Source organism: Amycolatopsis sp. Poz14 (assembly GCF_006704225.1).
Classification (GTDB): Bacteria; Actinomycetota; Actinomycetes; order Mycobacteriales; family Pseudonocardiaceae; genus Amycolatopsis; species Amycolatopsis nivea.
Map to the genome: position 1 here is coordinate 20,853 of NZ_JACLHD010000002.1, position 13,994 is coordinate 34,846.

Below are 13,994 nucleotides of genomic sequence, written 5' to 3' on the forward strand. Positions count from 1 at the left end.
GACTGGGGCCCGCCGGGCAGGACTGGAGGCAATCCTGGCGGCGGGCACCGGGCTCCCGGACGAAGGCGGACCGCCGAGGCTCCCGGAAGCGGACACCGGGGCACCCGGACGAAGGCAGACCACCGAGGCTCCCGGAAGCGGACACCGGGGCACCCGGACGAAGGCAGACCACCGAGGCTCCCGGAAGCGGACACCGGGGCACCCGGACGAAGGCAGACCACCGAGGCTCCCGGAAGCGGACACCGGGGCACCCGGACGAAGGCAGACCACCGAGGCTCCCGGAAGCGGACACCGGAGCTCCCGGACAAGGCGGGATGCCGGGGCTCGCGAATGGAGGCGGGCACCAGCGTTCCCGGACATGGCGGCGCGCCGGGGCACCCGCATGAAGACGGGGCTCCGGCACGAAGCGGCCGGTCAGGCAAGGAGTCGGGCCATAACCCGGGCTTGCCTGACCAGGCCGTCCGTATTAATTGGGTGGTTGGTAACGCTCCGCGCGGCTGGCCGCCCAGCGGGCTACCCGCGACCAGCGGCGCGCGGCTCGCGCTTGGCGCCACGGGCGTTGGGCTTCATGTTCGGTTATCAGGTCGCGTATTCGCGCTCGGGACAGTTCTTCGTGAAGCAACATCTTCGTGGTCTCCTGAGACTTGTTCTGCTTGGGTTTCGGCTGAACGCGGACCGGTTTTCCGGTGCGGGCCTCGAAATCGCGCGTGGTGATGAGGTCGACGGTCATGCGGCTGCGCTCCGTGCTGCTGCGGCGGGTTCGAGGGCGGCGTTCTTGCGCGGACGGCCACGGGGCCGCTTGCGTGCGATCACCGCGCCGCGCTCGAAGATCTCCCCTCCCCAGACACCCCACGGCTCACGCCGGGCGAGTGCACCCGCGAGGCAGGCCTCGCGGACCGGGCAGGCGGCGCAGAACGCCTTGGCCCGCTCGAGTTCCGCGGGCGATTCGGCGAACCAGAGGTCCGCGTCTCGCGAGCGGCAGGGGAGTTCCGGCTCGGCGACCCCTTCGAGCAGGTCGCCGATGTCGAACCCTTCGGCTAAGGGGCCCTCGGCGAGGGCGATGGCGGATGACATTTCCGTGCTCCTTTGCGATGCGGTGGTGGTGTGGCGGTGGGCGATCGAACTGGACAACTTGTTCCTTCTTGTTGTGCAGCCAAAAAAACACGAAGGCCGCGGATCCGGTTACCGGTTCCGCGGCCTTCGTGAGCCTTGAGTCCTGACGTCAGGTCAGGAACTTCGCTCCCGTATCGACAACGGAACACGGAACTGCTTGATGGTCGGCAGATCGACATCAACCTGCGGGTACGCGGCAACAACGGCGGCGCTCGCGAGAGTGATGCCGACCGGGGCCCCGTTGCGCTCGATGCGACGCAATCCGTCGATGTGACGACGCGTTCCGTCGATGTGCGCGAACGTGGACACACCGGTGCCCTGGCGCGGGGCGTCAACGGTCATGCAGAGAGACAGACCGGTGCCAGGGTTCGTCTGCATCAGATTGCTGATCATTTCACCGGCACCGCCTTTCTCTCTCGGACTGCGCCGCTCGAAGCGGCAGCCGTCGTGTGTTCTTCCCCAGACCGGGCTCTCGCCCGGGTGCCTACGCAGGTTATGCGCCCCGGCGCAACCGGGGCAACTTATTTTCCCAAATCTCTGCCGAAAAGCTGAAGATCGCCTCCGAGCTGCAGGTTCGCCGCATCGATCACCGCGAAGACGCGGTCAAGATCGCATCGACGACCGGACCACGTCGAGCACCTCGGCGCCGAACCGCTCGAGCTTCGTCGCGCCGATCCCGGAGATCGACACCAGCGCGCCGTCGTCGGTCGGCCGTTGTTCGGCGATCGCCATCAGCGTCGCGTCAGTGAACACGACGAACGCCGGGACCTTCAGCTCCCGCGAACGCTCCCCGCGCCACGTCTTCAGCTTCTCCAGCAGATCCTCATCCACTGTGGACGGGCACTTCCCGCACCGGCCGAGCTTGACCTCCATGGTCTGCACCAGCGGACCGCCGCACAGCCGGCAGCGGGCGACGTTCGACCCCGGCTTCGCCGTCTGCTGCGATCGGGCGATGCGCGCTGCCGGGTGGTCCTCCGGGATCAGCCCGTACAGGAACCGCGAGCGGCGCCGGTTGCGTCCCCTGCCCTGTCCGCGCGACAGCGACCACGACAGCGACAGATGCTCCCGAGCCCGCGTGACGCCGACGTAGAACAGCCGTCGTTCCTCTTCGATCGCCGCGTCGTCGCCGTCCGCGTGCAAGATCGGCATCGTGCCCTCGGACAGCCCGACGAGGAACACCGCGTCCCACTCGAGCCCCTTCGCCGCGTGCAGCGACGCGAGCGTGACGCCCTCGACGGTCGGCGGGTGCTGCGCCGCCGCGCGCTGTTCGAGCTCCGCGACGAAGCGCGGCAAATCCGCGTCCTCGACCGCCGCCGCCAGCTCCTCGGCCAGCTCCACCAGCGCGAGCAGCGCGTCCCACCGCTCCTTCGCCGCTCCGCCCGACGGCGGCTGCTCGGTGAGCCCGACCCGCGCGAGCACCGAGCGCACCGCGGTGACCAGCTCCAGCGAGGTCGGGTCCATCGACGCCGTGCGCAACGCCGCCATCGCCTGCCGCACCTCGGTGCGCTGGAAGAACCGCTCGCCGCCGCGGACCAGGTACGGGATCCCGGCTTCGGTGAGCGCCTGCTCATACGCCTCGGACTGCGCGTTCACCCGGAACAGGATCGCGATCTCGCTCGCCGGCACGTCCGCGTCGAGCAGTTCGCGGACCCGCCGCGCGACCGCGCTGGCCTCGGCGGCCTCGTCCTCGTACTCGGCGAACCGCGGGTCCGGCCCCTCCGGACGCTGCCCGATGAGCTTCAGCCGCGACCCGGCCGGACGTCCGCGCGCGGCGCCGATCACGCGGTTCGCGAGCGCGACGACCTGCGGCGTGGACCGGTAGTCGCGTTCGAGACGCACGACGGTCGCCTCCGGGAACCGCCGCGTGAACTCCAGCAGCGACTTCGGCGAGGCGCCGCCGAAGGAGTAAATGGTCTGGTTGGCGTCGCCGACGACGGTGAGGTCGTCGCGGCCGCCGAGCCACGCGTCGAGCAGCCGCTGCTGCAGTGGCGTGACGTCCTGGTACTCGTCGACCACGAAGCAGCGGTACCGGTCGCGGAACTCGGTCGCGACCGCCTCGTGCCGTTCCAGCACCGCGGTGGTCTGCAGGAGCAGGTCGTCGAAGTCGAGGACCTGCGCGTTCGTCTTCAGCTCCTCGTACCAGCGGTAGACCTCGGCGACCTGCGCGACCGGCGCGGGGGTGTCGCGCTGCATCCGCGCGGCGACCGTCGGGTAGTCGTCCGGCGAGACGAGCGACGCCTTGCTCCACTCGATCTCGCTCGCCAGGTCGCGCAGCACCTCGGTCTCGGTGCTCAGCCGGACGCGCTGGGCGGCCTGGGCGACGAGCCGGAACTTGTTGTCGATCAGGTCCCACGGCCGGTCGCCGACGACGCGCGGCCAGAAGTAGCGGAGCTGACGGCGGGCGGCGGCGTGGAACGTCAGCGCCTGCGCCGCGTCGACCCCGAGGCCGCGCAGCCGGGTGCGCATCTCCCCCGCCGCTCGCGTCGTGAAGGTGACGGCCAGTACCTGTCCGGCCGCGACATGGCCCGATCGGACCAGGTGGGCGATGCGGTGCGTGATCGTCCGGGTCTTTCCGGTGCCCGCGCCGGCGAGGACGCACACCGGGCCGCGGGGGGCCGCCGCGGCGGCGCGCTGCTCGGGATCAAGCCCGTCGAGCAGGCTCGCGCGGCTCTGCCGGCTCTGGGGAGACGATGCGATGGCCACCCCGCGATCCTCGCAGAGGGGGCCGACGGATTCCCGGCCGGGCACGCGGCCGTATCCTGGTCATATGGCGGGCAAGCAGGACAAGGAAGCGGCCAAGCAGGCCAAGCGGGAAAAGCGCGCTGCGAGCAAGGCCCGGCGCGGCCAGCTGTTCGAGGCGTTCAAGATGCAGCGCCGCGAAGACCCGATGCTCATCCCCTGGATGGTCGGTTCGATCGTGGTCGTCGCCGGTGTGCTGTTTTGCATCGGGCTCATCTTCGGCATCCAGTGGACGCTGCTGCCGCTGGGCATCGTGCTCGGCATCCTGCTCGCCGTGATCATCTTCGGCAGGCGCGTGCAGCGCACGGTCTACGGCAAGGCCGACGGCCAGCCCGGCGCGGGAGCCTGGGCGCTGGAGAACATGCGCGGCAAGTGGAAGGTCACGCCGACCGTCGCCGCGACGACCCAGCTCGACGCCGTCCACCGCGTGCTCGGCCACCCCGGCGTGATCCTCGTGGCCGAAGGCGCGCCGCACCGGGTGAAGAGCCTGCTCGCGCAGGAGAAGAAGCGCGTGTCGCGGCTGGTCGGCGACACCCCGATCTACGACGTGACGATCGGGCACGAGGAGAAGCAGGTCCCCCTCAAGAAGCTGCAGTCGCACCTGACGAAGCTGCCGCGCAACCTCAAGCCGGCCCAGATCGACGCCCTCGAGGCGAAGCTGGCCGCGCTCGGCTCGCGCGGCGCCGCGATGCCGAAGGGCCCGATGCCCGCGGGCGCGAAGATGCGGAACGTGCAGCGCACCATCCGCCGTCGCTGACACTTGGTTACTGAGAACCCCCGGTCCGCCGCGGCCGGGGGTTCTTCGCGTCCAGGGGTCAGCGCATCCGGATGACGACGGTGTTGGTGACGCGGTCGAGCCAGTTGCGGCCGTCGGCGTTGCGCACCAGCGGCGGGAGCAGCAGCACCGTGAGCACCATCCGCACCAGCGCGCGCCACGCGCCGACCATCGCCGCCCCGTCCAGGCGCGCCACCCGGATGCCGAGGGCCGCCATGCCGGGGGTGAAGCCGAAGAACGTGACCGGGATGACCGTAATGACCGCCCAGACCGCGCCCGCCCAGAGGTTGAACGTCTGCATCGCGGCGGCGTTCTGCAGGTCGTAGCGCACGAACAGGGCCGTGATCAGGGAGGCGAGCACCAGGTCGAGCACGAGCGCGAGGAAGCGCGGGCCGCCGCCCGCGACCGCGCCGACGCCCGATTCGGGCAGGCCCATCGACTCGCCGCGCCACTTCGGGGCCTCGCGCGGGCCCGCCGCGGTGGAGCCGTCGCCCGTGCCCGGCAGCCATTCACCCGTCCATCTCGCCACCCGTCCAGGGTATGCCGGTGGCGCGGACCACATCCGGCCTGGTCGACTGGGCAGTGACGGCGGCCCGTTAACACCCGCGAAACATTCGGGTGACGGTCGGGCAACACCGCCCTCTTAGCGTGAGCCGAAGAGAGTACAGCCGCCGGTAACGAACGAGAAGGAGTCACCGAGGGTGCCCACTACTCCAGACGACATTCAGCGCCTCATCGCCGACGAGAAGGTCGAGTCGATCGACGTCAGGTTCTGCGACCTGCCGGGCGTCATGCAGCACTTCACGGTGCCGGCCAAGGCGTTCGACCTGGAGGCGTACGAAGAGGGTCTCGCCTTCGACGGCTCCTCGGTGCGCGGCTTCCAGTCGATCCACGAGTCCGACATGCTGCTGCTGCCGGACCCCGAGACGGCGCGGATCGACCCGTTCCGCAAGGCGAAGACGCTCTCGCTGAACTTCTTCGTGCACGACCCGTTCACCCGCGAGGCCTACAGCCGCGACCCGCGCAACATCGCGCGCAAGGCCGAGCAGTACATCGCGGAGTACGGCGTCGCCGACAACGTCTTCTTCGGTCCCGAGGCGGAGTTCTACATCTTCGACTCGGTCCGCTTCGAGGACGCCGAGCACCTGTCGTTCCACGAGATCGACTCGGTCGAGGGCTGGTGGAACACCGGTGCCGACACCGAGGGCGGGAACCAGGGCTACAAGACGAAGTTCAAGGGCGGATACTTCCCCGTCCCGCCGGTCGACCACTTCGCCGACCTGCGCGACGACATCGTCCGCACGCTGACGAACTCCGGCTTCGAGATCGAGCGCGCGCACCACGAGGTGGGCACCGCAGGCCAGACGGAGATCAACTACAAGTTCAACACGCTGCTGCACGCTGCCGACGACCTGCAGCTGTTCAAGTACATCGTGAAGAACACCGTGTTCGCCGCGGGCAAGACCGCGACGTTCATGCCGAAGCCGCTCGCCGGCGACAACGGCTCGGGCATGCACTGCCACCAGTCGCTGTGGAAGGACGGCCAGCCGCTGTTCCACGACGAGTCCGGCTACGCGGGCCTGTCCGACACGGCGCGCCACTACATCGGCGGCCTGCTCAAGCACGCGCCAAGCCTGCTGGCGTTCACCAACCCGACGGTGAACTCCTACCACCGCCTGGTGCCGGGCTTCGAGGCCCCGGTTTCGCTGGTGTACTCGCAGCGCAACCGCTCCGCGTGCGTCCGCATCCCGATCACCGGCAACAACGCGAAAGCCAAGCGCGCCGAGTTCCGTTGCCCGGACTCGTCGGGCAACCCGTACCTCGCGTTCTCCGCGATGATGATGGCCGGGCTCGACGGCATCAAGAACAAGATCGAGCCGCCGGAGCCGATCGACAAGGACCTCTACGAGCTGCCGCCCGAGGAGGCCAAGAACGTCAAGCTGGTCCCGGGCGACCTGGGCACCGTGCTGGACACCCTGGAGCAGGACCACGACTACCTGCTCGAGGGCGGCGTCTTCACGCCCGACGTGATCGAGACGTGGATCCAGTACAAGCGCGAGAACGAAATCGACCCGCTGCGGCTTCGTCCGCACCCGTACGAGTTCTCGCTGTACTACGACGTATGATCTGAACTCGCACTCCTCGAATGGCCCGTCAGCATCGTGCTGACGGGCCATTCGCGTTTGTCAGCCGCGGGCGGCGATGAAAGCGGCGACGCAGCGGTCCAGGTCGTCGAGGGAGTGTTCCGACGAGATCTGCACCCGGATGCGGGCCTCCCCCAGCGGCACCACCGGGTAGCTGAAGGCCGTCACGTACATGCCTGACCGCAACATCCGTTCGGCCATGCGGACGGCCTCGGCTGCGTCGCCGAACATCACCGGCACGATGGGGTGTTCGCCGGGCAGTAGGTGGAAGCCTGCCTGGCTCATCCGAGAGCGGAAGGCGGCCGTGTTGCGGTGGAGCGCCGCGCGGCGGGAGGGGTCGGCGAGGTCTAAGGCGGCGAGGGTGCCTGCGACGATCGCGGGTGGGAGGGCGTTGGAGAACAGGTACGGGCGGGAGCGCTGCCGCAGCAGGTCCACGATTTCGGCATGGGCGCTGACAAAACCGCCGGACGCGCCGCCGAGGGCTTTGCCCAGGGTGCCGGTGACGATGTCGACTCGGTCGCGTACGCCTAGGAGTTCGGGGGTTCCGGCTCCGGTCTCGCCGAGGATACCGGTGGCGTGTGAGTCGTCGACCATGACCAGGCAGTCGTGTTTATCGGCTAGGTCGCAGATTTCTCGCAGCGGGGCGATGGAGCCGTCCATGGAGAAGACGCCGTCAGTGACGATGAGTCGGCGGCGGGCGGCAGTGGTCGCCAGTTGGGTTTCTAGCTCGGCCAGGGTGCGGTAGCGGTGGCGGCGCGCCTTGGAAAGTCTGATGCCGTCGATGATTGAGGCGTGGTTGAGAGCGTCGGAGAATACCGCGTCGGGTTGGTCTAGCAGAGTGGCGAATACGCCGCCGTTCGCGTCGAAGCATGAGGAATAGAGGATTGTCGCTCGGGGTCTCCGTGTTCAGCCGCACCACCAGGAGCATTTCGCTGACCGACGAGGGCCGCCGCTATTACGCCCGCGCCACGGAGATCCTCCGGCTGGTCGAGCAGGCTCAACAGGAGGTCGAAGACGCCAAGACCGGCGCGTCCGGGAAGGTGCGGATCTCCTGTTCGGCCTTCTTCGGGGTGATGCACCTGAGCCGGTTGATCTTCGGCTTCCAGGATCGCTATCCAGACATTCGCGTCGACTTCGCCCTCACCGACGAACGCTCCGACCTGGTCCGCGACGGCGTGGACATCGCGATTCAGCTCGGGCCGCAGCCGGACAGCGAACTGCGCCTGCGTCCGCTCGGGATGGCGCATCAGATTCTGGTCGCGTCACCCGACTATCTCGCGCGGCGCGGAACGCCTGAGTCGCCGGAGGAACTCTCGTCGCACGACGTGATTCGCCGGACCAGCGTCGCCAAGAGCGGCGAGTTGACGCTGATCGACGAACAAGGCACGGAGCACGTCGCGACCTTCACGCCTCGGCTTCGGGTCGATCACGGTCTCGCGGCTCGGGAAGCGCTCGTTGCTGGCCGCGGAATCGCGCCCGTACCGCGGTGGCTGGTGGACGACCTTCTGCGCGACGGAGCACTGCGGGCGGTGCTGCCTGGGTACGGTTGCGCGCCGGTGCCGGTGAATCTTCTCGTCGTGCCGGAGCGGGCGGAGCTGACGCGGGTGCGGCTTTTGCGGGACTTTCTCGCGGACGAAATCACCCAGGTTCCGGGAGTGGGGCCGCTGCTTCGTCAGTGAGGCTTGCTGGCGCGGATGATCGCCGAGTACAGCTTGTTTCCGACCTCGTGCGTACGCCGGATGTCCACGTCCACGAGACCCGCAGCGTGGAGCAAGGCTCGGTAATCGTCCGCCGTCAGTGCTCCGCCGAGGCATTCCTCGTCGGCGGCTGCGCGCTCCGCCGCGGTCAGCGTTTCCTCGGCGAGGAGGTCGGTCACGCCGAGGCGGCCGCCGGGACGCAGCACGCGCGCGACTCCCGCGAAGACAGCCGGTTTGTCCGGCGACAGGGCGATGACGCAGTTGGAGATCACGACGTCGACAGTGTTGTCCGGCAAGGGAATCGCTTCGACCGCGCCTTTGACGAACTCGACATTCGCGACCTCCGCCTCCGCGGCCTGTCCTCGGGCGAGAGCTAGCATTTCGTCGGTCATGTCGAGGCCGATGGCGCGGCCGGCGGGTCCAACACGCCGCGCGGAAAGCAGGACATCCAGGCCGCCACCGGAGCCGAGGTCGAGGACAGTTTCGCCGGGGCGCAGGTCGGCGACGGCGAGCGGGTTTCCGCAGCCGAGACTGGTGGCTGCCACGGTTTCGGGGACGTCTTCCCCGGCGTAATGCAGTGCGCCGAGTTCCCCGGTGGCTTCGCCGGCCAGCGCTCGTCGTGCGGCGTTGGCGTAGCGTTCCCGGACCGCGTCCTGATCTGGACTCATCTCGGTACCTCGCAAGCGATGTCGGCGAAGGGGACGGCGGCGCGGCCCATGACGACGTCGGCCGCGCTGGGGAAGCAGGACAAACACCGCTCGTTCACCCGGTACAGCCGGGCGGTGCCGTGCGGCTGCACGAGGACGAACCGAGCTTCGGTGAGGATCTTCAGATGCGCTGAGACGGTCGATTGGCTCACGCTTACCTGCTCGACGATTTCGCCGACCGACAGCGGGCGATCCGCGGAGGCGATCAGGTGCAGGATTTGGACGCGCGTCGGATCCGCGAGCGCGCGGAACCATCCGGCGTAGGTCTCCGCCTCGGCTCGGTCCAACACGGCAACTCCCTTCATCGTCCATCGACGATAGACGATGAAGGGCTCAGTTGGCTAGTTCGGCGAGCAACGCCCGGACTCGGCGGTCGATCTCGTCGCGGATGGGCCGGACCTGCTCGGCCGGGAGGCCTGCCGGGTCGTCGAGCTGCCAGTCCAGGTAGCGCTTTCCGGGGAAGACCGGGCAGGCGTCGCCGCAGCCCATGGTGATGACGACGTCCGCCGACTGGACGCCCTCGACGGTCAAGGGCTTGGGAAATTCGCGGGACAGGTCGATGCCGAGTTCGGCCATGACCGCGACGACGGCGGGGTTGACCGTGTCGGCCGGCGCGGATCCGGCGGACCGGACGACGACCTTGCCGCGCGCGTGATGGTGCAGCAACCCGGCCGCCATCTGTGAACGCCCGGCGTTGTGCACGCACACGAAAAGCACTTCGGGGACGCTCATGACGCAACCGCCGCGGTCGCGAATCGGCGGCGAAGCGCGAGAGACACGTAGACCAGCGCGACAAGGACCGGCACTTCGATGAGCGGCCCGACCACTCCGGCGAGCGCTTGTCCGCTCGTGGCGCCGAACGTCGCGATCGCGACCGCGATGGCGAGCTCGAAGTTGTTGCCCGCCGCGGTGAACGCCAGGGTTGTGGTCCGCTCGTACGACAGGCCGACCGCCTTGCCGAGTGCGTAGGAGCCCGCCCACATGAGTCCGAAGTAGACCAACAGCGGCAGTGCGATCCGGGCGACGTCGAGCGGGCGGCTGGTGATCTGGTCTCCCTGCAACGCGAACAGGACCACGATGGTGAACAGCAGCCCGTACAGTGCGACCGGGCCGACCTTCGGCAGGAAACGGGATTCGTACCACGTGCGGCCCTTCGCGCGCTCGCCCAGCCGCCGGGAAAGGTAGCCGGCGAGCAGCGGGATGCCCAGGAACACCAGCACGCTCTTGGCGATCTGCCACGCGGAAACGCTCAGATCGGCTTGCGGCAGGCCGAGCCATCCGGGCAGCACGGCGAGGTAGAACCAGCCGAGGACGCCGAACATGACGACCTGGAACACCGAGTTGAGCGCGACCAGCACGGCGGCGGCTTCCCGGTCGCCGCAGGCGAGGTCGTTCCAGATGATCACCATCGCGATGCAGCGGGCGAGGCCGACGATGATCAGCCCGGTCCGGTATTCCGGCAGGTCGGGCAGCAGCAGCCAGGCGAGCGCGAACATCAGCGCCGGGCCGATCAGCCAGTTCAGCACCAGCGACGGCCACAGCAGCCGCCGGTCGGCGGTCACGCTGCCGAGCCGGTCGTAGCGGACTTTCGCCAGCACCGGGTACATCATCACGAGCAGCCCGACCGCGATCGGCAGCGAGATCCCGTCGACCTCCACCGCGGACAACACGGTGTTCAGCCCCGGAATCCACCGGCCGGCCAGCAGCCCGAGCACCATCGCGGCGGCGATCCACACCGGGAGGAACCGGTCCAAAGTGGACAGTTTGCCGACGACGCCGGTTTCCGCCGTCATGCCCTAGCCTCCGCGTCGCTCGGGACGAGCACGGCCGAGAGCCGGGCGAGGACTTCCGGGTGGACGCGGTAGTAGACCCAGGTGCCGCGCCGCTCCCCCGTGATCAAGCCGGATTCGCGCAGCACCTTCAGGTGATGGGAGATCGTGGGACCGGTCAGGTCAAACGCGTCGGTCAGGTCGCAGACGCACGCTTCCCCGCCCGCGTGGGACGCGATCAGCGACAGCAGCCGCAGCCGCACCGGGTCGGACATCGCCTTGAACAGCTTCGACAACTCCGCGGCCTGATCCTCGGACAGCGGTTCGCGCGCCAACGGGGTACAGCACGCGCTGATCGCCGCCAGCAGGATTTGCTTCGACATGCGTCTATCTTGACAGATCTCTAGATAGACAGCAATCTAGGTCCATCCTGTTTCGACAACCATCTATTCAAGGAGTGCCGATGTCTCGAGTTCAGCTCGCCCTGCGGGTCGGTGACCTGGCTGGTTCGATCGACTTCTACTCAAAGCTGTTCGGCGTCGAACCGGCCAAGCTCCGGCCGGGTTACGCCAACTTCGCCGTCGCGGAGCCCGCGCTCAAGCTCGTGCTGCTGGAAGGCGAACCGGGACAGAACACCGTCCTGGACCACCTCGGCGTCGAGGTCGAATCAACCGACGACGTCAACGAGGCCAGCAAGCGGCTCACCGGAGAAGGCCTGGAGACACTGACCGAGGACAACACCACCTGCTGCTACGCCGTGCAGGACAAGGTGTGGGTGCACGGTCCCGGGCAAGAGCCTTGGGAGGTCTACACCGTCAAGGCGGATTCCCAGACGTACGGCTCCGACAGTGCCGCGCTCGCCACGTGCTGCACGTCCGATGAGGCGGCCAAGCCAGAGGGTTGTTGCGCCTGACAACCGGTGGCGCGTTCCACGGTGCTTCGCGGGCACGGACAGGCACGCCCTACGCTGCCAACGTGCCCGCTTCGGACCGGCAAGGACGGTAAACCCACCGTGCGCATGTATTTCGCACCCGAGGACGCCGACGCGTTCGAGGCGGCCAAGGCCCTGCTGGTCCGGCGCTGCGCGGCCGATGACGAGCACGTCGATCCGCTGACAGTGGAATCGGCGCTGAACTTCCGGCACCACAGCATCGACGGTCGGCTGGGCTACTGGACGACAGGTCTGGTCGCGGAATTCCTGTTGTCCTACACGCCTCGGACGCTGTCGGCCGCTCCCGAGGACGCGGCCGGCGTCCCGGAAGATCTGCGGCTGTTCCTGCGCTGGCTGCACGCGAATGAACTCGCCGACCCCACGGGTGATCCGCTGACCGACCTCGACGCCGCGGCGGTGAACGCCAGCTACGGATTCGCCGCGGCGATGGCCGACGAACGGAACTTCGGCGTGGCCAAGTTCTGGGTCATGAACGCGCTCCGGCAGGGCATCGATCCCACGGACAACGCTGCCATGGAACGTTTTCTCAACGAAGTTCGTGCGGGGAACGTCGACTTCGACGAAGCAGTGCTCGAAGAGATCGCCGCCCGGCACCTCCTCGACGGCGGCCAGCCTGAACGTGCGGTGCCGCAGCTGCCGGTGTCGCTTCCGCCGGACGCGGAGCTCGCGGAGGCAGCCGAGCGGACACCGGTCGTCGCCCGGTTGCGCGCACTGGTCGAATGGGTCGGCGACGGCCGGGCGCTGACCTCGACCGGCCAGCTGAAACTGGCCGATGCGCGCGAGCTGGTGGACCTGCTGGGCACTGGCGACCGGATCGATCCGACGATCGGCGACCGGGTTTTCCGGACCCAGAGCAGCGCCGACCTGCCCGTGCTGGCCGGACTGGTCGAGCTGGCGAAAGAGATCCGCGTCGTCCGGGCGGTCAAGGGCAAGCTGGTGCGCGTCGCGAAGAACGCGCGGCTGCTCCGGGACAGTCTCGCTCTCTGGATCGCGGCGTTCGACGCACTGCCCTCCCCCGAACTCGTCGTGCAAGGACGCTGGGTGCCGCAGTACACCGTGCTGTTCGGCGAAATCATCGACATCGTGCTGCCGGACGTGCTCAACACTCTTTACGGCTTTCCCGAACCGATGCCGGTGGTCCGGCTCGAGGAAACCGTCTGGCTGTCCTTCCTCGAAGCCGTCTGGCTTGAGGACCCGGACGATCCGGAGACGCGTCACGGAATCGGCGCCGATCTGCGCCGGGTGTTCGCCACGCTCGCGGACTTCGGCGCGGTCACGCTCACGACCGGTGCGCCCGATCCGATTTTCCGCGCCGATCTCGGCCCGGACGGGCCCGCCGGGTTTCCGCCGGACACCGATGCCCGCCTGCGGACCGCGCTTTCCGGCGAAAGCACCGACCTGGTGAGCCTGACTCCGTTGGCGGCTCGGGCGGTCCGCGCCCGCATGGTCGCCGAAGGCCGCCACGCCCCGCTGATCGGGGAGCTGTCCGACGCCGAACCCGCCGGGTTGCTCGGCTTGCTCTCCGAGCACTACCCGCCGGAGGCCGCGAAAGCGGAATTGACCAACTGGATGGCCGCGTGCGGAGGACGGCGACTCGCGCTGCCGCTCCTGCTGAACGCAGTCCGCCGCAGCCCGTTCCGCACGCGCGCGCGAGCGATGCTCGACGTGACGGTCCAGGCTCTTCCCGACGGCACCGCGGTGCTGCGGGAACTGAGCCACGACCGGCAGCTCGGACCCATCGCCGTGCAACTCCTCATCGACGACGGCGAGTTCCCGATGGAGGACCTCGGCGAACAGGAAGCACTGCGCGGCATGGCCGAGCACTTCATTCACCTGCTCGAAACCGGCGGCCCCGAGGCGGTCTCCGACACTCTCGCCACGATCCCGCCCGACGAGGTTCGCGGCTTGACCGCGAACGTGCTCGCCTGCGGCCATCCCGACGAGACGGGCTTGGCGGAGCTTCGCGAGGTGTTCGCCCGGCCGCGGCCTGGACACTCGACCGCGCATCCGCTGGCCGGGGTTTCCCGGTCTTCGAACAAATCGCGCAAGAAGCGGCGCTGAGCCCACGCGGGCGAGCACCCCGGCTGTCCTGACTGGC

The 13,994-nt window shown here is 68.7% G+C and carries 15 protein-coding genes and 1 pseudogene; 5 read left to right on the plus strand and 11 right to left on the minus strand.

What is annotated here, in order from left to right:
* Nucleotides 1-466: 466 nt before the first annotated feature.
* The 4 genes from FKO37_RS43810 to FKO37_RS43825 form a co-directional block, all read right to left on the minus strand.
* Nucleotides 467-730: a hypothetical protein gene (locus FKO37_RS43810; protein ID WP_037818283.1), complete on the minus strand. Its 264-nt coding sequence runs from the start codon at nt 728-730 to the stop codon at nt 467-469.
* Nucleotides 727-1,074 (minus strand): WhiB family transcriptional regulator, encoded by a 348-nt coding sequence (locus FKO37_RS43815; RefSeq protein ID WP_037818282.1) that lies wholly within the window; start codon nt 1,072-1,074, stop codon nt 727-729. The genes FKO37_RS43810 and FKO37_RS43815 overlap by 4 nt, the downstream gene beginning before the upstream one ends.
* Nucleotides 1,075-1,227: 153 nt before the next feature.
* The gene (locus tag FKO37_RS43820; RefSeq protein WP_134732811.1) at nt 1,228-1,506 is read right to left on the minus strand and encodes a hypothetical protein; all 279 of its coding nucleotides are present in this window, start codon (nt 1,504-1,506) and stop codon (nt 1,228-1,230) included.
* A gap of 210 nt (nt 1,507-1,716) precedes the next feature.
* Nucleotides 1,717-3,816, minus strand: coding sequence for an ATP-dependent DNA helicase UvrD2 (locus tag FKO37_RS43825; RefSeq protein WP_238608437.1), 2,100 nt, complete (start codon nt 3,814-3,816; stop codon nt 1,717-1,719).
* Nucleotides 3,817-3,880: 64 nt separating this feature from the next.
* Here FKO37_RS43825 and FKO37_RS43830 point away from each other — a divergent pair, with 64 nt between their 5' ends.
* Nucleotides 3,881-4,609 (plus strand): DUF4191 domain-containing protein, encoded by a 729-nt coding sequence (locus FKO37_RS43830; RefSeq protein ID WP_134669710.1) that lies wholly within the window; start codon nt 3,881-3,883, stop codon nt 4,607-4,609.
* A 58-nt stretch (nt 4,610-4,667) separates the two neighbouring features.
* Here FKO37_RS43830 and FKO37_RS43835 read toward each other — a convergent pair whose 3' ends face one another.
* Nucleotides 4,668-5,156: an RDD family protein gene (locus FKO37_RS43835; RefSeq protein ID WP_037818278.1), complete on the minus strand. Its 489-nt coding sequence runs from the start codon at nt 5,154-5,156 to the stop codon at nt 4,668-4,670.
* Between the two features lie 172 nt (nt 5,157-5,328).
* Between FKO37_RS43835 and glnA the strand changes: the two genes are divergently transcribed.
* Nucleotides 5,329-6,753 carry a type I glutamate--ammonia ligase gene (gene glnA, locus FKO37_RS43840; protein WP_037818277.1) on the plus strand — a complete coding sequence of 475 codons (1,425 nt, stop codon included), beginning with the start codon at nt 5,329-5,331 and terminating at the stop codon, nt 6,751-6,753.
* A gap of 60 nt (nt 6,754-6,813) precedes the next feature.
* On the opposite strand, the pseudogene FKO37_RS43845 reads toward glnA, so the two are convergent.
* Nucleotides 6,814-7,659 (minus strand): annotated as a pseudogene (locus tag FKO37_RS43845) (aminotransferase class I/II-fold pyridoxal phosphate-dependent enzyme); the annotation flags it as partial.
* On the opposite strand from FKO37_RS43845, the gene FKO37_RS43850 reads away from it, so the two are divergent.
* Nucleotides 7,641-8,450, plus strand: a complete 810-nt coding sequence (locus FKO37_RS43850; RefSeq protein ID WP_238608438.1) for a LysR family transcriptional regulator — start codon at nt 7,641-7,643, stop codon at nt 8,448-8,450. The pseudogene FKO37_RS43845 and the gene FKO37_RS43850 sit on opposite strands and share 19 nt — an antisense overlap.
* On the opposite strand, the gene FKO37_RS43855 is transcribed toward FKO37_RS43850, so the two are convergent.
* The 5 genes from FKO37_RS43855 to FKO37_RS43875 are packed head-to-tail and all read right to left on the minus strand — an operon-like array spanning nt 8,444 to nt 11,327.
* Entirely contained in the window at nt 8,444-9,136 is a 693-nt protein-coding gene (locus tag FKO37_RS43855; protein ID WP_238608439.1) for a methyltransferase domain-containing protein, read from the minus strand. The genes FKO37_RS43850 and FKO37_RS43855 overlap by 7 nt on opposite strands.
* Entirely contained in the window at nt 9,133-9,465 is a 333-nt protein-coding gene (locus FKO37_RS43860) for a helix-turn-helix transcriptional regulator (protein WP_037818270.1), read from the minus strand. Before FKO37_RS43860 ends, FKO37_RS43855 begins: the two co-directional genes overlap by 4 nt.
* A 43-nt stretch (nt 9,466-9,508) precedes the next feature.
* On the minus strand, nt 9,509-9,907 hold the full coding sequence (locus tag FKO37_RS43865) for an arsenate reductase ArsC (RefSeq protein ID WP_238608440.1): 399 nt from the start codon (nt 9,905-9,907) through the stop codon (nt 9,509-9,511).
* On the minus strand, nt 9,904-10,968 hold the full coding sequence (gene arsB / locus FKO37_RS43870) for an ACR3 family arsenite efflux transporter (RefSeq protein ID WP_134732822.1): 1,065 nt from the start codon (nt 10,966-10,968) through the stop codon (nt 9,904-9,906). Before arsB ends, FKO37_RS43865 begins: the two co-directional genes overlap by 4 nt.
* Nucleotides 10,965-11,327 carry a helix-turn-helix transcriptional regulator gene (locus FKO37_RS43875; RefSeq protein WP_134732824.1) on the minus strand — a complete coding sequence of 121 codons (363 nt, stop codon included), beginning with the start codon at nt 11,325-11,327 and terminating at the stop codon, nt 10,965-10,967. Before FKO37_RS43875 ends, arsB begins: the two co-directional genes overlap by 4 nt.
* A gap of 80 nt (nt 11,328-11,407) precedes the next feature.
* Here FKO37_RS43875 and FKO37_RS43880 point away from each other — a divergent pair, with 80 nt between their 5' ends.
* On the plus strand, nt 11,408-11,857 hold the full coding sequence (locus FKO37_RS43880; protein ID WP_037818266.1) for an ArsI/CadI family heavy metal resistance metalloenzyme: 450 nt from the start codon (nt 11,408-11,410) through the stop codon (nt 11,855-11,857).
* Between the two features lie 105 nt (nt 11,858-11,962).
* Nucleotides 11,963-13,957: a hypothetical protein gene (locus FKO37_RS43885; RefSeq protein ID WP_238608441.1), complete on the plus strand. Its 1,995-nt coding sequence runs from the start codon at nt 11,963-11,965 to the stop codon at nt 13,955-13,957.
* Nucleotides 13,958-13,994 lie beyond the last annotated feature (37 nt).

What these genes read in the sequence shown, in the direction of transcription:
- FKO37_RS43815 (WP_037818282.1), bottom strand. Translation starts at nt 1,074, where the DNA reads ATGTCATCCGCCATCGCCCTCGCCGAGGGCCCCTTAGCCGAAGGGTTC.
- FKO37_RS43830 (WP_134669710.1), top strand. Translation starts at nt 3,881, where the DNA reads ATGGCGGGCAAGCAGGACAAGGAAGCGGCCAAGCAGGCCAAGCGGGAA.
- FKO37_RS43865 (WP_238608440.1), bottom strand. Translation starts at nt 9,907, where the DNA reads ATGAGCGTCCCCGAAGTGCTTTTCGTGTGCGTGCACAACGCCGGGCGT.
- FKO37_RS43810 (WP_037818283.1), bottom strand. Translation starts at nt 730, where the DNA reads ATGACCGTCGACCTCATCACCACGCGCGATTTCGAGGCCCGCACCGGA.
- FKO37_RS43875 (WP_134732824.1), bottom strand. Translation starts at nt 11,327, where the DNA reads ATGTCGAAGCAAATCCTGCTGGCGGCGATCAGCGCGTGCTGTACCCCG.
- FKO37_RS43885 (WP_238608441.1), top strand. Translation starts at nt 11,963, where the DNA reads ATGTATTTCGCACCCGAGGACGCCGACGCGTTCGAGGCGGCCAAGGCC.
- FKO37_RS43850 (WP_238608438.1), top strand. Translation starts at nt 7,641, where the DNA reads ATGAGGAATAGAGGATTGTCGCTCGGGGTCTCCGTGTTCAGCCGCACC.
- FKO37_RS43880 (WP_037818266.1), top strand. Translation starts at nt 11,408, where the DNA reads ATGTCTCGAGTTCAGCTCGCCCTGCGGGTCGGTGACCTGGCTGGTTCG.
- FKO37_RS43855 (WP_238608439.1), bottom strand. Translation starts at nt 9,136, where the DNA reads ATGAGTCCAGATCAGGACGCGGTCCGGGAACGCTACGCCAACGCCGCA.
- arsB (WP_134732822.1), bottom strand. Translation starts at nt 10,968, where the DNA reads ATGACGGCGGAAACCGGCGTCGTCGGCAAACTGTCCACTTTGGACCGG.
- FKO37_RS43820 (WP_134732811.1), bottom strand. Translation starts at nt 1,506, where the DNA reads ATGATCAGCAATCTGATGCAGACGAACCCTGGCACCGGTCTGTCTCTC.